Genomic DNA, 22,547 nt, shown 5'->3' with positions numbered 1-22,547 from the left:
GAAAAAGACCCTCTCCCTTTCGGGAAGAGGGCTGGAGGAGGAGCTTATAAACCTAAGGTGTCAAAATCAGATGCGTCATGGCGCTCGGCCAGTTGAACATCGCCCCAGGTGCGGTTAACCACGCGGCCGCGTTTTACCGCAGGGCGGTTGGCGACTTCATCGGCCCAGCGGCCAAAGTGCTTGTAAGACGCCACGTCGAGGAATTCGGCGGATTCGTACAGGCCGCCCTTCGCCAGCGAACCATACCAGGTAAAGATGGCAATGTCGGCGATGCTGTATTCATCTCCGGCGATAAAGCGGTGTTTTTCGAGCTGCTTGTCGAGCACGTCCAGCTGGCGCTTGGCTTCCATCGCAAAGCGGTTGATGGCGTATTCAATTTTTACCGGTGCATAGTGGTAGAAGTGGCCGAAACCGCCGCCCAGGTACGGAGCGGAGCCTTGCAGCCAGAACAGCCAGTTCAGCGCTTCGGTGCGCCCTGCGATATCTTTCGGCAGGAAGTGGCCGAATTTATCTGCGAGGTAAAGCAGGATGTTGCCGGACTCAAATACGCGCAGCGGCGGAGTGACCGAGTGATCAAACAGCGCCGGGATTTTTGAGTTTGGGTTCACTTCCACAAAGCCGCTGGAGAACTGGTCGCCTTCGCCGATGCGGATCAGGTGTGCGTCGTATTCTGCGCCGCTAACGCCCAGCGCCAGTAGCTCTTCCAGCAGGATAGTGACCTTCTGGCCGTTTGGCGTGCCGAGCGAGTAGAGTTGCAGCGGGTGCTTGCCTACCGGCAGCGTTTTTTCGTGGGTCGGGCCGGAAACAGGGCGGTTGATGCTGGAGAACTGACCGGCGTCGGTCTTGTTCCAGGTCCAGACTTTTGGTGGCTGATAGTTGTGTTCGGACATGTGGGTTTCTGCCTTCTTCTCAGGTTAGTTATCCTTCGATAATTACCTGGAAGTGTAGCAGGAGGGAAGAGCAGGCCGGGCAATACAGCCAGAAAAGCGAAAGCCCGGCGCTGTATCAGGCGGGTTTTAACCCCGGTTCAACAAGACCGTAAACCTGACCGTTAAGGCTGGGTGAACGAGCCAGTTCCGCGGCGTGGGCGGCAACATCTGCACGCATAACAAGGCCGTGGATTTCGGTGTGCTGGCTGCGAATGGCTTTGCCCGTTGGTTCACCGTGAAGCAGGCCGCCGGGGCGCAGAATGGCGAAGTCCAGCGTGCTGGTTTGCAGCCAGCTTTCTGCGAGGGATTTTTCCCGTACGGCCTGGCCAAATGCTGCTTTTGCGCGATCGGATAACCAGGGCCAGCTTTCACCGCAGCCAAGCGAGGTGACCAGCACCATACGCGAAATACCCGCTTTTTCGGCGCAGTCGATAACCGTGCGGTGGGCAAGATAATCCTGCGAGCCGCCCATGGTTGAAATCACCGTGGCTTCCGTTCCCGCCAGGCGGCATGCCTTTTCCACGCGCGCTTCATCGCAGGCGTCGCCGACGACAACTTCAGCTCCGGCATTACGCAAGTTTTGCGCGGCTTCTTCATTGCGCACGAGTGCAATAACTCTGCGCCCTTCGCTAAGCGCCAGCATCGCCGTTAAAGCCCCAACCCCTTTTCCACCTGCTCCAAAAATTAACCACGGCGTCATGCAATACTTTCCTTTAGTTTTTGAGCCAGCATGCGGAAGGCTGCAAGCTGGCTGGTTAACAACTGGCGATGTTCGTCGCGGCCAATGAATATTTTCAGCATCGCGCTCTGCGCCTGATTGAAGAACAGAATCGAAGCGGTGTCCATCCCCATGAACTGGCGTTCGACCAGCGCGATGTGGGTACAGTTTTCCGCTTTGATATGCCCCGTCATGCCTTTCTTCCCGCGCAGGTTAAAGTAACCGTGGCGGTGGAAGCCAGAAGGAAGCTCGCCGGAGAATTCAAGAATAACATCTGCGGTGTGAACCAGCGTGGTGACGCTGCCCCATTCGCCCACCGCATCCCAAACGGTATCAAAATATTCGCCGCCCACCAGCGCCAGCGGCGGCAGCTGCTTGACTACATCCAGCAGCGTGGTGCTGTATTGGGCGGCGATGGATTCCAGGGTGCCGTCCGGCTGCGTTTTTAAATATTCTTCGAGGGAAACGGGATTCATTGGGTAACTCCTTGAGGTTTTTGGTCCGTATTTTCAGGCGTATTGAGCGCGGGGAGCAGCATTTGCAGAGACTGAAAAATATTGCTGGCCCAGAAGCGGCCTTCGTCCGTCAGACGCAGACAGGTGGAGCTGTCGCGCGTTAAGCCCGCCGCGTGCCATTGGGTTAACAGCGGCTGAAGCTCGCTGGCGTGAGCGGTCAGTTCATCAAGCGGCACGCGGGCGGTTTCGATGCCGGACTGTAGCCGGTGCCGCCAGCGATAGCCCGGGTCAGTTGTGTGGGTCATCATCATGAGTGGTTTTTTGCCAGCGGCAACGGAGGCGTGCCAGGCTTCCAGATTGCGTTCGACCATCCATGAGTAGCCGTTTACCGAGCCGCCTGCACCGGAGCCAAATGCCAGGCAGTCCGCACCCTGTTTGATCAACAGGTTGTAGAGATTCCGTTCGCGCGTGGTGCGTGCCCAGTGGCTGTTGCTGATGCAGCGCCAGCCCGCATCATCCATAAATTCGCAGCCCTGAAGATAGAGGTCGCGGCGTTCAGAAGGTGAGGGAAGCGCAACCCGGCCGTTCTCCACCGCTTTGCCAAGCGGCGTTTGAGGCAGCAGGTTGAGAGCATAGAGATCGACGCCGTCGAGGCCGATGTCTCCCGCAATAGCCAGATCCTCCGCCCACAGTTTTTGATCCTGCCCCGGCAGGCCAAACAGCAGATCGCAAACTACCGCGGCGCGATCGCGCTTGCAGAGGTTTTCCATAAAACGCCTGGCGGTTGGGCCGTCTGACGTGCGCGCCATTTTTTTGCGTATTTTGCTGTTAAACGACTGAATGCCAATAGAGAAGCGGTTGGCTCCTGCGTCCAGGCAGGCATCTATCCGCTCATCGTCAAAGTTCAGCACCCGGCCTTCAATGGTAATTTCGCAGTCAGGGGCAAGCGGCAGGCTGCGGCGCAGGGCGGTGATAATGCGGGCCAGATCTTTGGCTGACAGAGCGGAAGGCGTACCGCCACCAAAATAGATTGCGTGGATCGGCGCGGACTGATGCAGGGGGCTGCTGGCCTCCAGTTCTATTTCTCGCAGCAGGGCATCCGTGTAGCGGGCACAATGATCTTCTTCGTAACGGTTCTGATAAAAACCGCAGAAAGTACAGTGCGTTGCGCAGAAGGGGATATGCAGGTATACCAGCCGTTTTCCTGCGGGCGCGGGAGTATTGATAACGTTCTGCCAGGCCTGCTCAAGCTGTTCTTTGGCTATGGGCATTGCACCGCGCCACGGCATGGTGGCGTGACGATCTTTAAAGGGCTGGCCGCCGGGCAATGCGAAGTGGGATTTGAGATCCAGTTCAGGTTTCATTATTAACATCGCTCATATTTTCAAAAAATAACTCACCGTTCTGGCCGGGCTCCGGCCAAAACTGGTGATGCAGCTGTTCCACGGCTTCTGCGATTCGCGGCCCCATCCCTAAAATCAACGCCTGGTCGATAATGACTATGCGCTTATTTTTCCAGGCGGAGGTGAGCGTGATCCCGGGGATGGCTTTCAGCGCGTTGGGGTCGCCTTGCGTCATTTGAGTGGTAGCCACAATCACGTCCGGGTTCGCGGCGATCATCGCTTCGGTGCTGTAGCTCTGGTATTGGCGATGCCGGGCAATATTATTGGCGCCCGCCATCTTCAGGATGGTATCTGCGACGCTGCCTGCGCCCGCCACTTGTGGAAGGCTGCCTCCGGCGGAGAGAATGAACATGGCTCTTACGGGGTGACTTTTTTGCGCGCTACTTTTTGCAATGGCATCAAGCCGGTTCTGTAGATTAGCGATCAATGCCTCGCCCTGCTGAGGGCGCGCCAGGGCATTGGCAAGTGTCTGAATGTTGGCGTACATCTGGTCAACCGTGGCCGGAATACGCGGGAGAGTCAGAACATTTAGCTTTAGCTTTCGAAGCTGCTCAAAGACGATTTGTGGCTTCGCATCTTGCCAGGTAATAAACGTGGTGGGGCGCAAAGAGAGGATAGATTCGCTGCTTAACTGCATCCATGTTCCGATATGCGGCAATTTGTCGGTTTCCGGCGGCCAGGCGGTTGTTTCGTCCACGCCGACGACATGCTGGCCTGCACCCAGGGCGAAGATCAGCTCGGTTAGTGACCCCCCGGCGACAACCAGTCGTTCGCTGGCGCCGGCAGAAACCGAAACGGCAAGCGCTAACAGCAGGGCAGCGATGTTTTTGCTCATCAGAACTTCCACCCAAAGCCGGCTGCCGCATTAAAGCCTGCCGCCGGGATCGCTTCCTGAGCGGTCTGATAGCGTTTATTTGTCAGGTTATTTAGCGCAAGGTTAACTTGATACTGGTCGTTCGAACCAAATTCCGCGTTGAATGCCAGGTTTAGTGTTGCCCAGCCTGGATAACGTTTTTCGGCATCGCTGGTGCTGTCTCGTGCGCTGGAGGCTGCACGAATAAACGCGTCCGACGTTAAGTTAAAGGCATTGAGCAGCAGCGTATGCTTCACTCCGACACGGCCATTGAGGCCTGGCTCGCCGGTGTTCCATGTTTTTAACGAGCTGCCTTCATACTGGCGACGCAAGATATTGCCACTCACGTAAGGAGACACTGCCCAGCCGTTGTATTCCGCACTCAGCTCCATGCCATACGTTTTGGCCCGATTTATATTGTCGTAATAGCGATAATTGCTGCGAGAACCGCTGGTATTGCCCTGGCAGACTGCCTGCCCGTTGCAGGCCAGAGAGGCGATGTAGTCTTTTGCTTCTGAGTAATAGACGGCGCTGTCTATCATCCACATATTGCCTTTATAGCGGGCGCCCATTTCGTAGTTATTGGAGTGTTCGGCGTTGAGGCCCGGATTGCCGTAAGTTACGCCGCCGCCTGCTGAGGTCTGCATAAACTGCTGCGTCAGGGTCGGGAAGACATAGCCCTGAGCAAAGGCCGCACGCAGTTCAATATCTTTAAATCCTGAATAATTCAGGCTGGTGGAGGTGACAAACTGGTTATCGCTGGTGGTCTGGCCGTTTGCAATCCTGCTGGTTGCTACGCCATTTTCAACCTTCTGAGAGTGGCTTTTCACCAGTTTTGACGACAGCCAGTACTGGCGGGCACCAAGGGTCCAGGTCCAGTCGTCCGCAAATTGCCAGGCATTTTGGGCGAACAATGACGTGTTGCTTTGCTCCGACTCATCCTGGGATTGGGTGCGGGTTTCGATATCAAAGAATCCCGTTTTTGCCGTCTGGCGCGTGTAGCCCTGTGAGGTTTGGGTAAGCTTATCGTGTTGATATTGTGTGCCTATCACCAGATCATTATTCGCCGGTAGCGAGAAGTTGCTTTGCAGCGTGACCCCCTGGGTGTACTGCTTGTCGTTGGTATGCGTCTGGTTTCTGACCGTCAGCACTTTAATCATCGGCGACGGGATCGCCTGCGTAGTGGCGACTTCGTTTTCAAACGTGCGGGCGATAGTCTGGCTATACGCATCGAGATGGATTTTTTTCAGGTAGTCGCCGTCGGCATCAAAATCGTAAAACAGCCCTATTTTTTCACGCGTCATATCGGGGATCTTGACGCTGAAGGCATCAAACTGGTTGTCGGTATCGCTGTACCAGGTTTGGGTAGAGAGGCGGTAGCGATCGAGCGAGAGGCCAATTTTATGACGATCGAAGTTGTAGCCCAGCCAGATGCCCTGGCCGTTGTTGCGGAAGTTGGTATTGTTCAGGCGGCCATCCGGCGTGTCGCGGTTGCCTTGATCTGAATAGCTTCCGTTGATTCGATAATCGAAACGCCCGATACTTCCCCATGCCGCAGCGGACTCCTGCCAGCCAGCTGTCGACGAGTTGTAAGTCGCTTTTACTATCCCGCCCAGCGGCTTGTCTCCGCCTTTTTTGGTGATGAAATTCACCACTCCGCCGATGGCCTGGGAACCATAGAGTACGGAGTAAGGGCCTTTAACGACCTCAATGCGTTCAAGTGCTGACTCATCAATCAGTAAGCCTGCGCCATAGTCCTGCCCGGCTCGCTGGTAGGTCACCTGCTGGCCGTCAATGAGGATTAGCACGCGCGATGAGGCTTCGCCGCGGATGCGTATTTGCTTGCGTCCCGCGAGGGCGTTATCGGTAATTTCCACGCCGGGAATATCCCGCAGATCGTCGGCAACCGAAACGCTGGTTGAGTTTTCCAGCGCCTTGCTGCCAATCACCTGAATGGTTGCCGGGCTGTTCCACAGGTTGAGATCCGAGCGGCTGGTGCTGACAATCATCGTTTCTTCAGATGGGGCATTCACCTGAGCCGGTGTCGCTACCGTTGCCGAAACAGAGGTGACGACAAACAGCGGTAAGGTAGAGAAAGCGAGCCTGTCTTTACGTGTCCCTGGCATAATCACCCATTCATATAAATGTTAATGATAGTTATTATCGTTCGTGTTTATATCCAGGAGTGAAGACGATATCCACCGTTTAACGTGCAAACCATATACAACTTTGATTTTGGTCAAAATTGCCCCCCGGCCCGGCGGTTTCTGGTTCAAAATCAATTGAAAATACAGGGATTAAATACGGAGTTAAGGGAGAGAGGAGGAGTGAGTTGCCCGAAACCTTTGGCTAAAAGCGATGCCATTCTTTGTTGTACATTTCATTACACGCCGATACCAATCACTCACTGAAGAGTTTTGTCGGCAGGCCTATAGTTCATTTCAACGGCCCCGCAGTGGGGTTAACACTCAAATAAATTCGAGGATGTCGAAATGAAAAAAGTATTAGCTCTGGTTGTTGCCGCTGCTATGGGTCTGTCTTCTGCCGCTTTCGCTGCTGACACTACTGCTACCGCTCCGGCCGCTGCTCCGGCAACTACCGCCGCTGCGCCTGCTGCCGCTAAAGCACCTGCTGCAAAAGTAACGCACCATAAGAAACACAAAAAAGCTGCCGCTCAGAAAGCCCAGGCTGCTAAAAAGCACCATAAAAAAGCCGCTAAGCCAGCGACCGAGCAGAAAGCCCAGGCTGCCAAAAAGCACCACAAAAAAGCAGTAAAACCGGCTGCCGCTCAGAAGGCTCAGGCTGCTAAAAAGCACCACAAAAAAGCGGTAAAACCCGTTGCTCAGAAAGCCCAGGCCGCTAAAAAACACGTTAAGAAACACCACAAAGCTGCTGTGAAACCCGCTGCTCAGCCAGCAGCGTAAGTTTAACGGGGCAACCCCGGTAGCTTAAAGCGTTAACATGAACACCCGGCTTGCCGGGTGTTTTATTAGAGATAAATAACGACGTTTGGAACGTATTTATCGCCTGCGGAAAAACGCAAAGAAGGGTGTCTTCTGCTTTACCCCAAACAGGTAAAAACCCTGTTTTTTACCTGTTTGCCACCGAGCCAGACACCCGGCTTGCCGGGTGTTTCTTTCTGGAGTGCAGATAATGTTGCGACGCTACAGTTTCGAGTTAATCCTCTCCCTGCTGATAACCTGCGGCGTTATCGCGCTGAATTTTTGGCTTAGTTAGTTCCACCCGCCGTCTCTGTTCTCGCCTTTGGCCTTTGCGGCCGCCAATAAGAATGTTAACCCATGCTCTCTTCCCTGGGTTGTGCGAAAAAATGCCTGACCGCCTTTAGCGTGGACCTGTGATTATTTGGCTTCGAAATATAAATCAGATAAGTGGGCTGGAAGGATTTGACATAATGTTGAATTACAAAAAATCTAATTCATAGATTATATTGAGATTTTTGCTACACTTTTGAGATGTTGCTATAAGCAAGTTGAGATGGTTAAACATCATGGCTCAATTTAATCACTTTGAACTCTCGCTTCTGAACCCTAGTTTTGACTCCCCTTTGGTCGATGCGCTGACGGAACTGGAGTTACTACGGCATCTGAGGCTGGAAACGGATGTCCACCCTATTCTGTTTGCGCAGTTGAAAGCCGTTTTCCACATGCTGGAGAGCCTGGGTTCTGCGAGGATCGAGGGGAATCACACGACACTTGCCGACTATGTTGAAAGCAAGGTTGAAGGAACACAGAGTTCCACAGACCAGCTCAAAGAAATCAACAATATTGAAGCCGCGATGGAGTTCATTGACGAATACCTGAGCAATGGCGATGAGATAACGGAATATTTTATCCGCGAGTTACATAGCCTGGCAGTTGTGGGGCTGCAACAGGAGGGCGATAAAACGCCCGGTGCATACCGACAACATAACGTTAGTATCGCCCAGTCCGATCATTTTCCTCCGGATCACATCCGTGTTCCTGATTATATGATGGAACTGACCGCTTTTATTAATCGTGCCGACAAGCCAAAGTATGATCTGATGAAGATTGCGCTGGTACATCACCGTTTTGGCTGGATACATCCATTTGGTAATGGCAATGGCCGCACGGTCAGATTGCTGACGTATGCGTTACTGATCAAATATGGTTTTAATGTTCAGGCGGGTGGCAGGGTACTTAATCCGACAGCGGTATTCTGTAACGATCGCGAACGTTATTACGCCATGCTTTCGTTAGCCGATAAGGGAACCGATCGGGGGCTGGAGGAATGGTGCTTATATGTCCTTTCGGGGATCTCATCTGAGCTGAAGAAAGTCGATCAACTGACAAATAATGCTTTCCTGAGCAAAAAAATCCTGTACCCGGCTATCGACTTTTCGCTGGAGAGAGGACTGATAAATTTGCTGGAATCGAAAGTTCTGAAACGTGCAGTTGAGCTGGGGACGATAAAAGCAGGCGATCTCCGCACCGTTTTACCTGACCTTAAACCGACGCAGGTGACCTATCAGCTAGGTAAGCTGATTGAGCGGGGATTACTCCAGCCTGTAGAAGAAGGTGCTCGCATCTATACGGCGAAGTTTTCGAACTCATATCTGATTCGTGGGGTGATTAAGGTACTGAGGGAAGAAGGTTTTATTCCTGATTTGTGAGATCAGGGGATATCTGACTGATAATTTCTGTTTAAGTCTTTTTGGCCAGATAACGTAAATTTTAGATAAAAATCTAAAAATCTAAAAATCTAAAAACAAAAAACCAGCCCGTAGGCTGGTTTCTTTAAATAGTGGTGCCCGGACTCGGACAAAAACGTCGGGAACGTTTTTGAACAGCGCTTGCGCTGACCCAAAGAGCGAGTATCAGGATGAGATGAGTACAAAAACGTCGGGAACGTTTTTGAACAGCGCTTGCGCTGGCCCGAAGGGCGAGTATCAGGATGAGATGAGTACAAAAACGTCGGGAACGTTTTTGAACAGTGCTTGCGCTGGCCCGAAGGGCGAGTATCAGGATGATACGAGTAACCGAACTTTAGTTCGATGAAGAGTCCAGACGCCAGAAAGCAAAAAACCAGCCCGTAGGCTGGTTTCTTTAAATAGTGGTGCCCGGACTCGGAATCGAACCAAGGACACGGGGATTTTCAATCCCCTGCTCTACCGACTGAGCTATCCGGGCAACGGGCGGCATTAAACCGTAAAGGTCGTTAGGCGTCAACGGCTTTGTCATAAAAAATAGCTGAAACCATGCTGATTGGCTGCTTTTCATTCAGAGCGGCTAAAAAGTGCAGCTTCAGGTTAAGGCACCGCCCTGGCGGCACAGCGCAAAGCGCAGAATGTCTTCTGCCAGCGTGCGGGCCGTGTCGATGTCTGCCTGGCTACGTTTGACCAATAGCTTGCTCAGGCAGCCTTCTAATACTAACTCCATCTGGTGCGCAACCATGGTCGGGTCGTCCACTTCCATCTGGGTTAGCAGCTCGTGAGTGTACTCCCAGGCCGCCTTTTTCTGCTGATCCGCGAGCTGATGGATCGGATGCGTTGGGTCAGGGTAGAAAGTGCAGGCGGCAATAAACAGACAGCCGGGGTAGCGCTGGTTATTGACGCATTCGGCCAGCGCCTGGTAGCGCCTCAGCAGCTTCTGCTCAGGAGACATTTCCTCATCCAGCATCAGCTGGCGGCGCCAGACATCTACCTGCGAGCTGAGATAGCGCAGGGCGTCGTACAGCATGGCTTCGCCGTCCGGCCAGAACTGACGGATCTTGTCGACAGGATAATCGGCCTCGGCGGCCACCATCTCCAGCGTCGTGCTGGCTATGCCTTCTCGTTCAAGGACATGCAGGGCGTGCTCTAAAACTTCTTCGCGTTGCACGGTCTTCTCCTTACGTTTCCCAACGGGTTAAGTGTTGTTTACTGCCTGCGATTGTGCAAATGCTCGCTAAACGCCTTTGCATCCATAAAGCCGGTTACGCGGTCCGCCGGTTGCTCCTTGCCGTTGGTGTCAAAGAACAAAATTGTCGGCAGGCCAAGCACCTGTAGATGCTTCAACAAAGCCTTATCGGCGGCGTTATTTGCCGTCACGTTGGCCTGAAGTAAAACGGTGCCAGATAGCGCGCTTTGCACCTGAGGATCGCTAAATGTGTATTTTTCGAACTCTTTACAGGCCACGCACCAGTCTGCGTACAGATCGAGCATTACCGGCTTGCCTTTAGCGTTTGCCAGCGCCTGGTCCAACTGTTCAACGGTGGCAACCTGATTAAAGCTAAGGTGCGGAGTATTCTGCGTGGCCGCAGGTGCACCAAACGCCCAGTCCTGTAGCGGGCGAACGCAAACCAGCGCGGCGCCAAGTAGGGCGATTTGCAGTACACGTAGCCACGATTTTTTCGCACTCAGGCTGGTAATAAACGCCCAGCTAAAGAATGCCACGCCGAGCAGGCTCCAGAGGCGCAGGCCCCAAATGTCGCCCAGTACACGCTCCAGAAGGAAGACCGGCAGGGCGAGGATTACGAAGCCAAACGCGGTTTTAACGCTTTCCATCCACGGGCCGCTTTTCGGCAGCAGCCGGTTGCCAAAGACGGTGATGAGGATCAGCGGCAGGCCCATGCCGAGAGCATAGAGGTAAAGCGTGCCGCCGCCGAGCCACATGTTCCCGCTCTGGGCGATGTAGAGCAGGATGGCGCTGAGTGGCGCAGTCGTGCACGGCGAGCAGATAAGCCCGGCTAGAGCGCCCATGGCAAAGACTCCGCCCGCCGAGCCGCCCTGTTGACGGTTGCTGATAAGCGCAAGGCGGGTCTGAAGCGAGGAGGGCAGTTGCAGAGTAAACAGGCCGAACATCGAGGCGGCCAGCAGGATAAACAGCGCAGACAGGCCGATAAGCACGTAAGGATGCTGTAGCGCGGCCTGGAATTGTAGCCCGGCAGCGGCAACGACCAGGCCGAGGGCGGTATACGTCAAGGCCATGCCCTGCACATAGACAAAGGCCAGCAGCAGCGCTCTGGCGGTTGAAAGCCGCTGTTTACCTCCCAGCACGATGCCGGAGATAAGCGGGTACATCGGCAGCACGCAGGGAGTAAAGGCGATGCCGATCCCTATCAGGAATGCCCATAGCGAAGAGAAGGGGAGCGATGAAGGTGCGGAGTTGTCTGTGGCCCTCACCCCGGCCATTTCCCCTTCAGGGGAGAGGGGGGAAGACATTGCAGAATCCGATTGAGCCAGGGGAGCTACCGCACTCAGCGGCACAACGCGAGTTTCCGGTGGATAGCAGAACCCTGCTTCGGCGCAGCCCTGGTAAGTCACGCTTAGCGTTGAACCTTTGCTGGCGGAATTTATCGTTACCGGCAGGGAAAGCTGGTCGGTAAAGATCTCCGTTTTTCCGTAGAACTCGTCTTCATGCCAGCTGCCTTTGGGGGCGCTAAGCGGCGCAATGTCGGCGCTGGCGGGCTGGACTTTGATCTGCTGGCGATAAAGGTAATAGCCGGGTTTAATCTGCCAGTTAAGGGTGAGCTGGTGTTCGGACTGCTGGAAGTCAAAGGCAAAGGCCTGATCCACCGGCACAAACTGGGTTTTATTCTGGCCGTCAAAAAGCCCGGCGAAGGCCTGCGAGCTACAAAGCAGCAGGACTAGCGTAAGGATGCGTAAAGCCATGAGAGATATTCACTGTTTCCATGTGCAACTGGCAGAACCAGTAATTCTGGAGTTTGATAAGGGTGGTGGGACTTCAGGCAGGCAAGCAGCGCTTCCTGGTGCTCCACGTCGCTTTTCAGCAGCATTTGTACTTCGTACTCCTGCTCCAGTTTCCCTTCCCAATAATAGAGCGAGGTTGCGCCCGGCAGCAGCGTAACGCATGCCGCAAGCTTCTCGGCCAAAACTTTAGCCGCCAGGTCCTGAGCGCTGGCTTCATCCGGTGCGGTACAGAGTACAACTACAGCCTGAGTCATCGACATCACAAACCTCATTACGGGAGGAAATGGCATCGACTATAGCATGAGGAGGAGAGGACGGGCCGAATTACGACCCGTCTTTGAGGAGATTTACAGCAGCACGCTACCTATCAGGAAGCCGAAGCATACCGCCAGCACTACGCCCATCGTGCCGGGAATAAAGAACGGGTGGTTGAAGACAAATTTGCCGATGCGGGTCGTGCCGGTATCGTCCATCTGCACCGCCGCAACCAGGGTTGGGTAGGTTGGCAGGATAAACAGGCCGGAGACGGCGGCAAAAGAGGCCACTGCGGTTAAAGGCGATACGTTAAGAGCCAGCGCCATCGGCATCAGTGCCTTCGCGGTGGCGGCCTGGGAGTAAAGCAGGGCCGAGGCAAAGAAGAAGATTATCGCCAGCAGCCACGGATGCCCCTGGATAACGCTGCCCGCCGTCTCTTTGATCCAGTCGATGTTAGCGGCAACAAAAGTATCGCCCAGCCACGCAACGCCGAGGATACAAATACAGGCGCTCATACCGGCCTTGAAGGTGCTGGAATTCAGGATGCTTTCCGTTTCCACGCCGCAGATGACCGTTGTCAGCGTGGCGACGGCCAGCATAATAATCAGAATCGCGTTGGTGGTGTTCATTAGCGGCGTTGCCACCAGGCCCAGGCTCGGGCTGTTGACGATGGCATAGATAACCACGCCAACCACGCCCAACAGGAAGAGGAGGACGGAGGTTTTGGCGCGCGGTTTAATTTCAATTTGCTTGTCGCCGCGCAGCTCAATCAGGCCTTCTTCCAGGCGTTTCAGATAAACCGGGTCGTCAGAGAGTTTGGAGTTGAACAGAATAGACACCAGGAATGACATCACCAGCACCGCCAGCAGCGTGGACGGAATCACGACCGACAGCAGATGAATATAGCTGACGCCGTGGCCTTCCATCACCGAAGACATGTAAACCACCGCGGCGGAAATTGGTGAGGCGGTAATGGCTATCTGGGCAGAGACCACGGCCGTCGAGAGCGGGCGGCAGGGTTTAATGCCCTGTTCTTTGGCGACTTCGGCAATCACCGGCAGCGTGGCCAGTGAGATATTGCCGGTGCCGGCGAAGATAGTCAGGAAGTAGGTCACAATAGGCGCAAGAATGGTGATGTACTTAGGGTTCTTGCGTAACAGCTTCTCGGTTTGGTGAACCAGGTAGTCGAGGCCGCCCGCAATTTGCATCGCGGAGATGGCTGCGATAACCGCCATGATGATAGAGATAACGTCGAAGGGAATGCTGCCAGGTTTCACGCCGATGGCCGCGAGAACCAGTACCCCAAGCCCTCCCGCATAGCCAATGCCTATCCCGCCAAGCCTTGCCCCCAGAAAAATCGCTGCTAACACGATGATGAGTTCGATGACTATCATGGTTGCTTCCTTGATGTTTTAATGAGATGAAAATGAGTTGTTATGTTTTCGTATACCGTTGAAATGAAAAAGGCACGTCCGGTTGGACGTGCCTTTTGGCGTTTATGCTGATGAATTATTGTTCGTTTTCATCGGTATAGCGCTTAGCTTTGTAAGCCGGGTGCATCAGGTTATGGACGGAGAAGATATCGTCCAGCTCGGCTTCGGTCAGCAGGCCACGCTCCAGTACGACTTCGCGCACGCTCTTGCCGGTTTCCGCACAAATCTTGCCGACGATATCGCCGTTGTGGTGACCAATGAACGGGTTCAGGTAAGTCACGATGCCGATGGAGTTATACACGTAGCTTTCACACACTTCTTTATTAGCGGTGATGCCGTTGATGCATTTTTCCAGCAGGTTGTAGCAGGCGTTGGTCAGGATGTGGATAGACTCAAACATCGCCTGGCCAATAACCGGCTCCATCACGTTCAGCTGCAGCTGACCGGCTTCAGAAGCCATGGTCACGGTGGTGTCATTGCCGATAACTTTGAAGCAGACCTGGTTAACCACTTCTGGCACTACCGGGTTCACTTTGGCTGGCATGATGGATGAACCCGCCTGCAGTTCCGGCAGGTTAATTTCGTTCAGGCCGGAACGCGGGCCGGAAGAGAGCAGGCGCAGGTCGTTACAGATTTTCGACATCTTCACGGCCAGGCGTTTCAGCGAGCTGTGCACCATGACATAAGCGCCGCAGTCGGAGGTTGCTTCAATCAGGTCTTCCGCCGGTACGCAAGCCAGGCCGCTCACTTCAGCCAGCTTCTGAACCGCCAGCTGCTGGTAACCATCCGGGGTATTCAGGCGAGTACCGATGGCGGTTGCGCCGAGGTTAACTTCAAGCAGCAGTTCCGCGGTGCGCAGCAGGTTACGAGTCTCTTCGGTCAGCAGCACGTTGAACGCGTGGAATTCCTGGCCGAGAGTCATTGGGACGGCATCCTGCAGCTGGGTACGGCCCATTTTCAGAATTTCTGCGAACTCAACCGCTTTACGCTGGAAGCCTTCGCCCAGCTGGTTGATAGCGTCGATAAGTTTGATAATTGAGGCGTAAACCGCAATACGGAAGCCGGTTGGGTAAGCGTCGTTGGTGGACTGGCATTTGTTGACGTGGTCGTTCGGGTTCAGGAACTGGTACTCACCTTTCTGGTGGCCCATCAGTTCGAGGCCGATATTGGCGAGCACTTCGTTGGTGTTCATGTTGACGGAAGTACCGGCGCCGCCCTGGTAAACGTCTACCGGGAACTGATCCATGCATTTGCCGTTGTTCAGAACTTCATCGCAGGCCTGGATAATGGTATTAGCGATGCTCTTCGGAATGGTTTGCAGTTCCTTGTTCGCCATTGCCGCCGCTTTTTTTACCATGACCATACCGCGTACAAATTCTGGTATATCGCTGATTTTACTGTTGCTAATGTAGAAGTTTTCAATCGCACGCAGAGTGTGAACACCATAATAGGCATCCGCTGGCACTTCCCTGGTACCTAACAAATCTTCTTCGATACGAATGTTATTTAACATGTGAACCTTCTTAGTAAAGCTGCAGATAAATGCGCTGTATTATTCACACACACGAAATGTGGTTGTGAGTTTAATTGACCGATGATTATGTCCATATTCGGCCGCGTTTTCGTGATCATATGCTGATGATAGCGAAAAGCAGTAACCTGGATCACTTATTAAAAGCCGCGTTGCATAACAATTATTAATATGTGATATAGGTCAACAGTTGAAAATTTCCAGAAAAATTTCACCGCTCAAGCATTGATCTTTTCCGCTCTCGTCGCCATTTCACCTCTACGCGTGATTGCTAACCCATTTTTGCGAGGCCACTTCAGGACTCGCCCGATTACAGGAGCGTACGGTGCGCTGGATCCCGTTTATCGCCATTTTCCTTTATGTGTACATCGAGATTTCGCTGTTCATACAGGTGGCACATGTTATGGGGGTCTTTATGACCCTGATTCTGGTTATCTTCACTTCGGTGATTGGCCTGTCGCTGGTGCGTAACCAGGGCTTTAAAAACCTGATGCTGATGCAGCAGAAGATGGCGGCGGGCGAAAGTCCGGCGGCCGAGATGATTAAAAGCGTTTCGCTGATCATCGCCGGTATCCTGCTGCTGCTGCCGGGTTTCTTTACCGACTTCCTCGGCCTGCTGCTGTTGCTGCCGCCGGTGCAAAAGCACCTGACGCTGAAATTGATGCCGCATTTACGCTTTTCCCGTATGCCGGGCGGCGGCTTTAGCGCCGGTAGCGAAGGGGGTAACACTTTCGACGGCGAGTTTCAGCGTAAAGACGACGGACCAAAGCGTCTCGATGACCAGCATCGCGACGATCGTTAAATTTTAGTTTTTTTTGTTTTCCCCCCTTGAAGGGGGGAGAGCCCATCCCCATTTCTCAGGTCACCAGCCGATAACCCGTTTGGGCCGGCGTTACCTAAATATCTGATACTGACTTTCTCAAAGGAGAGCTATCAATGAGCATTCGTCCATTACATGATCGTGTCATCGTCAAGCGTAAAGAAGTTGAGTCCAAATCTGCGGGCGGCATCGTTCTGACTGGCTCAGCAGCAGGCAAATCAACTCGTGGCGAGATCATCGCTGTCGGTAAAGGCCGCATCCTGGAAAACGGTAGCGTGCAGCCGCTGGACGTTAAAGTAGGTGACATCGTTATCTTCAACGATGGCTACGGCGTGAAGTCCGAGAAAATCGACAACGAAGAAGTGCTGATCATGTCCGAAAGCGACATCCTGGCAATTGTTGAAGCGTAATTTGACGCACGAACCTGAACGAATTTGAGGAATAGAAGAAATGGCAGCTAAAGACGTAAAATTCGGTAACGACGCTCGTGTAAAAATGCTGCGTGGCGTTAACGTACTGGCAGATGCAGTGAAAGTTACCCTCGGTCCTAAAGGCCGTAACGTGGTTCTGGATAAATCTTTCGGTGCACCGACCATCACCAAAGATGGTGTTTCCGTAGCGCGTGAAATCGAGCTGGAAGACAAGTTCGAAAACATGGGCGCGCAGATGGTGAAAGAAGTTGCCTCTAAAGCGAACGACGCTGCAGGCGACGGCACCACCACCGCAACCGTACTGGCTCAGGCTATCATCACCGAAGGTCTGAAAGCCGTTGCTGCTGGCATGAACCCAATGGATCTGAAACGCGGCATCGATAAAGCCGTTGTTGCAGCTGTTGAAGAGCTGAAAACGCTGTCCGTTCCGTGCTCCGACTCTAAAGCAATTGCTCAGGTTGGTACTATCTCCGCTAACTCCGACGAAACCGTAGGTAAACTGATCGCTGAAGCGATGGATAAAGTCGGTAAAGAAGGCGTTATCACCGTTGAAGACGGTACTGGCCTGGAAGACGAACTGGATGTAGTTGAAGGTATGCAGTTCGACCGCGGCTACCTGTCTCCTTACTTCATCAACAAGCCGGAAACCGGTGCTGTTGAGCTGGAAAGCCCGTTCATCCTGCTGGCTGACAAAAAAATCTCCAACATCCGCGAAATGCTGCCGGTGCTGGAAGCCGTTGCTAAAGCAGGCAAACCGCTGCTGATCATCGCTGAAGATGTTGAAGGCGAAGCGCTGGCGACCCTGGTGGTTAACACCATGCGCGGCATCGTGAAAGTGGCTGCGGTTAAAGCGCCTGGCTTCGGCGACCGTCGTAAAGCTATGCTGCAGGACATCGCAACTCTGACCGGCGGTACCGTTATCTCTGAAGAGATCGGTATGGAGCTGGAAAAAGCGACTCTGGAAGATATGGGTCAGGCTAAACGCGTTGTTATCAACAAAGACACCACCACCATCATCGATGGCGTGGGTGAAGAGGCCGCTATTCAGGGCCGCGTTGGTCAGATTCGTAAGCAAATCGAAGAAGCAACCTCTGATTACGACCGTGAAAAACTGCAGGAGCGCGTAGCGAAACTGGCAGGCGGCGTTGCGGTAATCAAAGTCGGTGCTGCTACCGAAGTTGAAATGAAAGAGAAAAAAGCACGCGTTGACGATGCCCTGCACGCGACCCGTGCTGCGGTAGAAGAAGGCGTGGTTGCCGGTGGTGGTGTTGCGCTGATTCGCGTAGCGTCTAAACTGAGCGCGCTGCGTGGCCAGAACGAAGATCAGAACGTGGGTATCAAAGTTGCGCTGCGCGCAATGGAAGCTCCTCTGCGTCAGATCGTTCTGAACTGCGGCGAAGAGCCTTCTGTAGTGGCTAACACCGTGAAAGCGGGCGACGGCAACTATGGCTACAATGCTGCAACTGAAGAATACGGCAACATGATCGACATGGGTATTCTGGATCCAACCAAAGTAACCCGTTCTGCTCTGCAGTACGCGGCTTCCGTTGCGGGTCTGATGATCACCACCGAATGCATGGTTACCGACCTGCCTAAAGGCGACGCACCTGATTTAGGTGCTGCTGGTATGGGCGGCATGGGTGGCATGGGCGGCATGATGTAATTCGCCTTAGCACCTTGTGTTAAAGAAACCCTCAGTCAGAAATGTCTGAGGGTTTTTTCTTTTGTCCACAGTCTGGTATAAGGTCTTACCGGGCGATAACGGCTCAATACCTTGATTACGGGGAATAACATGCGCATGAAAGTCTCATCAGGAGTGGTTGTGGCAGCGCTGCTGCTGGCAGGATGTAGCACGGGCAACTCGCTGACAGCCAGCGGCCAGAGCGTTCGTTTCGTGGAAGATAAGCCGGGGAGCGAATGCCGTCTGTTAGGCACGGCGACCGGCGAGCAAAGCAACTGGCTGTCCGGCCAGCACGGCGATGAAGGCGGCTCTATGCGCGGCGCGGCGAATGCACTGCGTAATAATGCGGCTGAGATGGGCGGTAACGTTCTGTACGGCGTGAGCAGCCCGAGCCAGACGCTGCTTTCAAGCTTTGCCCCGACCGCCAGCAAAATGACCGGCCAGGTTTATAAGTGCCCGAACTGATTTAGCCTGCACCCTCTCCTTCGGGAGAGGGTATCTTGCCTCACTTTTGCCGCAGCTGTAAATCCAGCGGCGTCTTGCTCGGCTCTCCGCCAATCTCTCTTGCCAGTTTCGGCACCATATAACCAGACACCAGCGTCAGCAGCTCGCGCATAATCGCCCGTGCTTCTTCGTCTTCCACCATGAAATGCGCCGCCCCCTGTACTTTGTCGAGTACGTGCAGGTAATAGGGCATCACGCCCGCATCAAACAGCGCATTGCTCAGGTCGGCCAGAGTCCGGGCGTTATCGTTCACGCCGCGCAGTAATACGCTTTGGTTGAGCAGCGTCACGCCGGCCTGGCGCAGTTTTGCCATCCCGCTGCGGAACTCGTCGCCAAGCTCTTGCGCATGGTTGATGTGGTTTACCAGCAGAATTTGTAAGGTGGAACGGGCAAATCTTTCTGCCAGGGCATCGGTAATGCGGGCCGGGATGACAATCGGCAATCGGCTGTGAATGCGCAGACGCTTGATGTGTGGAATGGCCTCCAGTTCGTTGATAAGCCAGTCCAGTTCGCTATCTTTTGCCATCAGCGGATCGCCGCCGGAGAAGATGATTTCATCCAGTTCCGGGTGTTCGCTGATATAGCCCAGCGCCGTTTGCCAGTTGCGCTTATTGCCCTGGTTGTCGGCATACGGGAAATGGCGGCGGAAGCAGTAGCGGCAGTTAACGGCGCAGCCGCCTTTAACCAGCAGCAGGGCGCGGTTGCGGTACTTATGCAGCAGGCCTGGCACTACGCTATGCTGCTCTTCCAGCGGGTCGGTAGTGAAGCCTGGCGCGGCAACGAACTCCTGCTTTGCGGTCAATACCTGGCGCAGTAAAGGATCGTTCGGGTTGCCCTTTTCCATACGCGCGACGAATGCACGCGGCACCCGCAGCGCGAAAAGCCGCCTTGCTTCGCGCCCGGCAAGCAGTTCTTCATCGTCCGCTACATTTAAAATGTGCAGCAGTTCATCAGGATCGGTTATAACATCGGCAAGTTGCGTTAACCAATCTTCTCTGTGAGGGGGATTTAGGGTTACAATGTGTGCCATTTTTTTGGCTAAGCTACCAGTTAACAATTTCAGAGGGCCTTATGGCGACTTATTCTAGCAACGATTTCCGTGCCGGTCTTAAAATCATGATGGATGGCGAACCGTACGCGGTTGAAGCCAGCGAATTCGTAAAACCGGGCAAAGGCCAGGCATTCGCGCGCGTTAAGCTGCGTCGTCTGCTGACCGGTACCCGCGTTGAGAAAACCTTCAAGTCTACCGACTCTGCTGAAGGCGCTGACGTTGTCGATATGAACCTGACTTACCTGTACAACGACGGTGAGTTCTATCACTTCATGAACAACCAGACCTTTGAGCAGCTGGCCGCGGACGAAAAAGCCGTTGGCGAAAATGCTAAATGGCTGCTGGACCAGGCCGAGTGCATCGTGACCCTGTGGAACGGCCAGCCTATTTCCGTGACTCCGCCAAACTTCGTGGAGCTGGAAATCATTGAAACTGACCCAGGCCTGAAAGGCGATACCGCAGGTACCGGCGGTAAACCAGCTACCCTGAGCACCGGCGCTGTAGTTAAAGTTCCGTTGTTCGTACAGATTGGCGAAGTCATCAAAGTTGACACCCGCTCTGGTGAATACGTTTCTCGCGTGAAGTAATTCGCGAAGGTTCGCGGCGCGGTGCATTCAGGCTCGCGCCGCCGCTTTTTGAGGCAGGGAAGATGAACCGTTTATTGAAACAAATGCTTTTTCTCTCACTGTTAGCTACTGCGCTGTCGGGCTGTCATACGACCCGTGGATTCGGCGAAGACTTGCAGCATCTCGGCGGCGCTATCGAGCGCGCGGCCAACAAATAATTTCCTCTGTTCCGAAAACGCTCCACTTTTCCTTCATCGCTCCGTTTTTTGTCTATGCTTAACAAGCTATACACAAACAACATTGGTAAAAGGAAAAGCTCATGATTAAGAAAACCATTGCTGCGTTTTTCTCTCTCGTCGTTCTTTCATCCTTGTTGACCGCCTGCAATACCACGCGCGGCGTAGGTGAGGATATCCAAAGCGGCGGACATGCAATTTCTGGAGCAGCAACTAAAGCCCAGCAATAACGATTTGCGGTACGGTAATATAACCGTGCCGCTATTCTAAAACAGCCTCAGGAATATTCAGGAATAGCGCCAGTCTATTATCCGCGCCCAGTTTTAAACGAATATTACGCTTGTAGGTGTAAACTGTTTTTATACTTATATCCATTACCCGCGCGATATATTCATTATTCGCCTCTTCCTTCCAGAGTTTTAATATTCTCTCTTCGCGTAAAGTCAGTAGCGGAGTTATATGACGTTTTGTTTCACGAAACGGCGGTCGTTGTGCAATGGTCTGCTGAATAATTGCGGTTAAGTCCGGTAAAGATAGCGACTTATCCCAAATGTCATGGCTGCCCTGGGTTGCGCAGTATTCGGCAATCAGGGAGTGCTGGCCGCTTTGCAGCAGAAGAAGGCGGGTGGTGTCGCCGCAGGCGGAGTAAATGGTCGAAAGTTGCTGGATATTATGTAATGAGGTTGAAAAGCTATTAAAGTCGGCAATAACCATATTGGGCTGCCATTTTATAATTTTCTCCCGGGCGAGAAGTAAATTGTCTGTCTCTGAAATACTCACTGCCGTAGCCAGATTATTTTTCTGATTGAGCAAGTGCGTCAGTCCCTGACGGCTGAAGTAACACCTATCAACCAACAATATTTTATACATTTTCACGTTTCACGTTAATCATTACTACGGCGTTTGCAGGCTGGCAAACCACGTTTAATCATATGTACAAAAGTTGTCAAATGAATCAGGGAAATACGAGCTAATTCGCGGTCAATTCCAGGCTTAGCAAGGCCTGTCGATTGAAACGATTATTTCATTGTGGGGCGTGTAGGCGCGGTTTTCCAGAGCACTAAAGCGGTGCTAAGATAGTGTTCTCACCTAAGCCTTGCGGGACGACCCGCAAGCGCATCTTACAGCGGGGACGGCCCCATTTTTACTGGAGCTGTTATGGCCTGGATTATTCTTTTCATTGCCGGATTACTGGAAGTTGTTTGGGCAGTAGGGCTTAAATATACCCACGGTTTTAGCCGCCTGTGGCCAAGCGTTATCACGATTATTGCTATGGTGGTTAGTATGGCGCTTCTCTCCTGGGCGATGAAGACGTTGCCCACCGGCACGGCCTACGCGGTATGGACCGGTATTGGCGCCGTTGGGGCCGCGATTACCGGTATCTTGCTGCTCGGAGAGTCGGCTAACCCGGCACGCCTGATTAGCCTGGCTCTGATCGTATTGGGCATTATTGGGCTGAAACTTTCCACTCATTAAGAGCCGGGTTGTTTCACCCAGATGAGTTTATCCACCGCGAATCCCTGCCGGGTGGCGGCGGCCAGCATTTGCTGTTTAATCTCGTTGCTAATGGTTGGCGTGCGGGAAAGTATCCACAGATAGTTGAGATCCGGCCCGCAGACCAGCGCATGGCGATAATCTTTATCCAGCGCAATCACATTGTAGCCGCCATAGAAGGGGCCAAAGAACGAAACCTTCAGCGCGGCTACGCTCGGGTCTCCGGTAAAGTAAGCTTTGCCCTCGCTTTGCTGCCACATCTGCCTGTCGGGGTTGAAGCCGCGGTTAATCACGCGCAGCCCGCCGTCATCCATAAAGCTATAAGTTGCCGTAACCTGATTCAGGCCACTTTCAAAACTATGATCCAGCCTGGCAATTTCGTACCAGGTGCCGATAAAGCGTTTTGCTTCGAAGTTTTTAACCACCGTGACGCTGGCGGGAGGGGTTGGGGCGCTACAGGAGACAACGAAAAATGCAACCGCAAGCGCGGTGACAGCGGGCCAAATGCGCATAGCAGA

The 22,547-nt window shown here is 53.4% G+C and carries 24 protein-coding genes and 1 tRNA gene; 10 read left to right on the top strand and 15 right to left on the bottom strand.

Translation table 11 applies throughout. The features are described from left to right. Positions 1-44: 44 nt before the first annotated feature. From yghU to ACG1VR_RS21080, 6 genes are all read right to left on the bottom strand, one after another. Positions 45-890, bottom strand: a complete 846-nt coding sequence (yghU, locus tag ACG1VR_RS21105; RefSeq protein WP_016517519.1) for a glutathione-dependent disulfide-bond oxidoreductase — start codon at positions 888-890, stop codon at positions 45-47. 115 nt (positions 891-1,005) lie between these two features. After that, the gene (locus ACG1VR_RS21100; RefSeq protein WP_395489725.1) at positions 1,006-1,629 is read right to left on the bottom strand and encodes an SDR family oxidoreductase; all 624 of its coding nucleotides are present in this window, start codon (positions 1,627-1,629) and stop codon (positions 1,006-1,008) included. Then, positions 1,626-2,123 carry a heme utilization cystosolic carrier protein HutX gene (gene hutX / locus ACG1VR_RS21095; protein ID WP_395489724.1) on the bottom strand — a complete coding sequence of 166 codons (498 nt, stop codon included), beginning with the start codon at positions 2,121-2,123 and terminating at the stop codon, positions 1,626-1,628. Before hutX ends, ACG1VR_RS21100 begins: the two co-directional genes overlap by 4 nt. Beyond that, positions 2,120-3,466, bottom strand: a complete 1,347-nt coding sequence (gene hutW / locus ACG1VR_RS21090; RefSeq protein ID WP_395489723.1) for a heme anaerobic degradation radical SAM methyltransferase ChuW/HutW — start codon at positions 3,464-3,466, stop codon at positions 2,120-2,122. The genes hutX and hutW overlap by 4 nt, the downstream gene beginning before the upstream one ends. Continuing rightward, positions 3,456-4,340: a hemin ABC transporter substrate-binding protein gene (locus tag ACG1VR_RS21085; RefSeq protein ID WP_395489722.1), complete on the bottom strand. Its 885-nt coding sequence runs from the start codon at positions 4,338-4,340 to the stop codon at positions 3,456-3,458. The genes hutW and ACG1VR_RS21085 overlap by 11 nt, the downstream gene beginning before the upstream one ends. Next, the gene (locus tag ACG1VR_RS21080) at positions 4,340-6,484 is read right to left on the bottom strand and encodes a TonB-dependent receptor plug domain-containing protein (RefSeq protein WP_395489721.1); all 2,145 of its coding nucleotides are present in this window, start codon (positions 6,482-6,484) and stop codon (positions 4,340-4,342) included. Before ACG1VR_RS21080 ends, ACG1VR_RS21085 begins: the two co-directional genes overlap by 1 nt. 366 nt (positions 6,485-6,850) lie before the next feature. Between ACG1VR_RS21080 and asr the strand changes: the two genes are divergently transcribed. Both asr and ACG1VR_RS21070 read left to right on the top strand, forming a co-directional pair. Further along, complete coding sequence (gene asr, locus ACG1VR_RS21075; RefSeq protein WP_216375068.1) at positions 6,851-7,282, top strand: acid resistance repetitive basic protein Asr; 432 nt, start codon at positions 6,851-6,853, stop codon at positions 7,280-7,282. 584 nt (positions 7,283-7,866) lie between these two features. After that, the gene (locus ACG1VR_RS21070; protein WP_395489720.1) at positions 7,867-9,009 is read left to right on the top strand and encodes a Fic family protein; all 1,143 of its coding nucleotides are present in this window, start codon (positions 7,867-7,869) and stop codon (positions 9,007-9,009) included. A gap of 441 nt (positions 9,010-9,450) precedes the next feature. On the opposite strand, the gene ACG1VR_RS21065 is transcribed toward ACG1VR_RS21070, so the two are convergent. The 6 genes from ACG1VR_RS21065 to aspA form a co-directional block, all read right to left on the bottom strand. Continuing rightward, positions 9,451-9,526, bottom strand: a tRNA-Phe gene (locus ACG1VR_RS21065). A 114-nt stretch (positions 9,527-9,640) separates the two neighbouring features. Continuing rightward, positions 9,641-10,216: a transcriptional regulator gene (locus ACG1VR_RS21060; RefSeq protein WP_016517534.1), complete on the bottom strand. Its 576-nt coding sequence runs from the start codon at positions 10,214-10,216 to the stop codon at positions 9,641-9,643. Between the two features lie 38 nt (positions 10,217-10,254). Beyond that, positions 10,255-11,988 (bottom strand): protein-disulfide reductase DsbD, encoded by a 1,734-nt coding sequence (locus tag ACG1VR_RS21055; RefSeq protein ID WP_395489719.1) that lies wholly within the window; start codon positions 11,986-11,988, stop codon positions 10,255-10,257. Beyond that, on the bottom strand, positions 11,964-12,287 hold the full coding sequence (gene cutA / locus ACG1VR_RS21050) for a divalent cation tolerance protein CutA (protein WP_039897826.1): 324 nt from the start codon (positions 12,285-12,287) through the stop codon (positions 11,964-11,966). The genes ACG1VR_RS21055 and cutA overlap by 25 nt, the downstream gene beginning before the upstream one ends. Positions 12,288-12,374: 87 nt before the next feature. Further along, positions 12,375-13,676, bottom strand: a complete 1,302-nt coding sequence (locus ACG1VR_RS21045; RefSeq protein ID WP_016517537.1) for an anaerobic C4-dicarboxylate transporter — start codon at positions 13,674-13,676, stop codon at positions 12,375-12,377. A 115-nt stretch (positions 13,677-13,791) separates the two neighbouring features. Beyond that, complete coding sequence (aspA, locus tag ACG1VR_RS21040; protein ID WP_016517538.1) at positions 13,792-15,228, bottom strand: aspartate ammonia-lyase; 1,437 nt, start codon at positions 15,226-15,228, stop codon at positions 13,792-13,794. A 343-nt stretch (positions 15,229-15,571) separates the two neighbouring features. On the opposite strand from aspA, the gene ACG1VR_RS21035 reads away from it, so the two are divergent. From ACG1VR_RS21035 to ACG1VR_RS21020, 4 genes are all read left to right on the top strand, one after another. After that, the gene (locus ACG1VR_RS21035) at positions 15,572-16,048 is read left to right on the top strand and encodes an FxsA family protein (protein WP_016517539.1); all 477 of its coding nucleotides are present in this window, start codon (positions 15,572-15,574) and stop codon (positions 16,046-16,048) included. Positions 16,049-16,182: 134 nt separating this feature from the next. After that, entirely contained in the window at positions 16,183-16,476 is a 294-nt protein-coding gene (locus tag ACG1VR_RS21030) for a co-chaperone GroES (RefSeq protein ID WP_008453772.1), read from the top strand. Positions 16,477-16,516: 40 nt separating this feature from the next. Continuing rightward, positions 16,517-18,160 carry a chaperonin GroEL gene (groL, locus tag ACG1VR_RS21025; RefSeq protein WP_016517540.1) on the top strand — a complete coding sequence of 548 codons (1,644 nt, stop codon included), beginning with the start codon at positions 16,517-16,519 and terminating at the stop codon, positions 18,158-18,160. 111 nt (positions 18,161-18,271) lie between these two features. Next, entirely contained in the window at positions 18,272-18,643 is a 372-nt protein-coding gene (locus ACG1VR_RS21020; RefSeq protein WP_262360750.1) for a DUF4156 domain-containing protein, read from the top strand. 40 nt (positions 18,644-18,683) lie between these two features. Here the strand turns inward: ACG1VR_RS21020 and epmB are convergent, their stop codons facing one another. Then, positions 18,684-19,712: an EF-P beta-lysylation protein EpmB gene (gene epmB / locus ACG1VR_RS21015; RefSeq protein WP_172568518.1), complete on the bottom strand. Its 1,029-nt coding sequence runs from the start codon at positions 19,710-19,712 to the stop codon at positions 18,684-18,686. A gap of 41 nt (positions 19,713-19,753) precedes the next feature. Here epmB and efp point away from each other — a divergent pair, with 41 nt between their 5' ends. The 3 genes from efp to ecnB all read left to right on the top strand — a co-directional run bounded on the left by efp (position 19,754) and on the right by ecnB (position 20,765). Next, positions 19,754-20,320, top strand: coding sequence for an elongation factor P (efp, locus tag ACG1VR_RS21010; RefSeq protein ID WP_016517543.1), 567 nt, complete (start codon positions 19,754-19,756; stop codon positions 20,318-20,320). 62 nt (positions 20,321-20,382) lie between these two features. Continuing rightward, the gene (locus ACG1VR_RS21005) at positions 20,383-20,517 is read left to right on the top strand and encodes an entericidin A/B family lipoprotein (RefSeq protein ID WP_016517544.1); all 135 of its coding nucleotides are present in this window, start codon (positions 20,383-20,385) and stop codon (positions 20,515-20,517) included. A gap of 101 nt (positions 20,518-20,618) precedes the next feature. Beyond that, a complete protein-coding gene (gene ecnB / locus ACG1VR_RS21000; RefSeq protein ID WP_016517545.1) occupies positions 20,619-20,765 on the top strand; it encodes a lipoprotein toxin entericidin B in 147 nt (48 codons plus the stop codon). A 31-nt stretch (positions 20,766-20,796) separates the two neighbouring features. Here ecnB and ACG1VR_RS20995 read toward each other — a convergent pair whose 3' ends face one another. Continuing rightward, positions 20,797-21,405, bottom strand: coding sequence for a response regulator transcription factor (locus ACG1VR_RS20995; RefSeq protein ID WP_016517546.1), 609 nt, complete (start codon positions 21,403-21,405; stop codon positions 20,797-20,799). A gap of 288 nt (positions 21,406-21,693) precedes the next feature. On the opposite strand from ACG1VR_RS20995, the gene sugE reads away from it, so the two are divergent. Continuing rightward, positions 21,694-22,011, top strand: a complete 318-nt coding sequence (gene sugE / locus ACG1VR_RS20990) for a quaternary ammonium compound efflux SMR transporter SugE (RefSeq protein WP_016517547.1) — start codon at positions 21,694-21,696, stop codon at positions 22,009-22,011. Here the strand turns inward: sugE and ACG1VR_RS20985 are convergent. Beyond that, the gene (locus ACG1VR_RS20985) at positions 22,008-22,541 is read right to left on the bottom strand and encodes a lipocalin family protein (protein WP_016517548.1); all 534 of its coding nucleotides are present in this window, start codon (positions 22,539-22,541) and stop codon (positions 22,008-22,010) included. The genes sugE and ACG1VR_RS20985 overlap by 4 nt on opposite strands. Between the last annotated feature and the right edge of the window lie 6 nt (positions 22,542-22,547).

Origin of the sequence: Cedecea davisae, from assembly GCF_044095835.1 — a bacterium.
Taxonomy (GTDB): Bacteria; Pseudomonadota; Gammaproteobacteria; order Enterobacterales; family Enterobacteriaceae; genus Cedecea; species Cedecea davisae.
The sequence above is the reverse complement of the archived record's forward strand: the minus strand, read 5'-3'. Positions and strand labels throughout refer to the sequence as shown.

Bases quoted from the DNA above. Each gene is read 5' to 3' on its own strand.
- cutA (WP_039897826.1), bottom strand. From the start codon at position 12,287: ATGTCGATGACTCAGGCTGTAGTTGTACTCTGTACCGCACCGGATGAA.
- asr (WP_216375068.1), top strand. From the start codon at position 6,851: ATGAAAAAAGTATTAGCTCTGGTTGTTGCCGCTGCTATGGGTCTGTCT.
- aspA (WP_016517538.1), bottom strand. From the start codon at position 15,228: ATGTTAAATAACATTCGTATCGAAGAAGATTTGTTAGGTACCAGGGAA.
- ACG1VR_RS20995 (WP_016517546.1), bottom strand. From the start codon at position 21,405: ATGTATAAAATATTGTTGGTTGATAGGTGTTACTTCAGCCGTCAGGGA.
- ACG1VR_RS21080 (WP_395489721.1), bottom strand. From the start codon at position 6,484: ATGCCAGGGACACGTAAAGACAGGCTCGCTTTCTCTACCTTACCGCTG.
- ACG1VR_RS21085 (WP_395489722.1), bottom strand. From the start codon at position 4,340: ATGAGCAAAAACATCGCTGCCCTGCTGTTAGCGCTTGCCGTTTCGGTT.
- ecnB (WP_016517545.1), top strand. From the start codon at position 20,619: ATGATTAAGAAAACCATTGCTGCGTTTTTCTCTCTCGTCGTTCTTTCA.
- epmB (WP_172568518.1), bottom strand. From the start codon at position 19,712: ATGGCACACATTGTAACCCTAAATCCCCCTCACAGAGAAGATTGGTTA.
- ACG1VR_RS21005 (WP_016517544.1), top strand. From the start codon at position 20,383: ATGAACCGTTTATTGAAACAAATGCTTTTTCTCTCACTGTTAGCTACT.
- ACG1VR_RS21070 (WP_395489720.1), top strand. From the start codon at position 7,867: ATGGCTCAATTTAATCACTTTGAACTCTCGCTTCTGAACCCTAGTTTT.
- ACG1VR_RS21100 (WP_395489725.1), bottom strand. From the start codon at position 1,629: ATGACGCCGTGGTTAATTTTTGGAGCAGGTGGAAAAGGGGTTGGGGCT.
- ACG1VR_RS20985 (WP_016517548.1), bottom strand. From the start codon at position 22,541: ATGCGCATTTGGCCCGCTGTCACCGCGCTTGCGGTTGCATTTTTCGTT.
- hutW (WP_395489723.1), bottom strand. From the start codon at position 3,466: ATGAAACCTGAACTGGATCTCAAATCCCACTTCGCATTGCCCGGCGGC.
- ACG1VR_RS21045 (WP_016517537.1), bottom strand. From the start codon at position 13,676: ATGATAGTCATCGAACTCATCATCGTGTTAGCAGCGATTTTTCTGGGG.
- yghU (WP_016517519.1), bottom strand. From the start codon at position 890: ATGTCCGAACACAACTATCAGCCACCAAAAGTCTGGACCTGGAACAAG.
- sugE (WP_016517547.1), top strand. From the start codon at position 21,694: ATGGCCTGGATTATTCTTTTCATTGCCGGATTACTGGAAGTTGTTTGG.
- hutX (WP_395489724.1), bottom strand. From the start codon at position 2,123: ATGAATCCCGTTTCCCTCGAAGAATATTTAAAAACGCAGCCGGACGGC.
- groL (WP_016517540.1), top strand. From the start codon at position 16,517: ATGGCAGCTAAAGACGTAAAATTCGGTAACGACGCTCGTGTAAAAATG.
- ACG1VR_RS21055 (WP_395489719.1), bottom strand. From the start codon at position 11,988: ATGGCTTTACGCATCCTTACGCTAGTCCTGCTGCTTTGTAGCTCGCAG.
- ACG1VR_RS21030 (WP_008453772.1), top strand. From the start codon at position 16,183: ATGAGCATTCGTCCATTACATGATCGTGTCATCGTCAAGCGTAAAGAA.
- efp (WP_016517543.1), top strand. From the start codon at position 19,754: ATGGCGACTTATTCTAGCAACGATTTCCGTGCCGGTCTTAAAATCATG.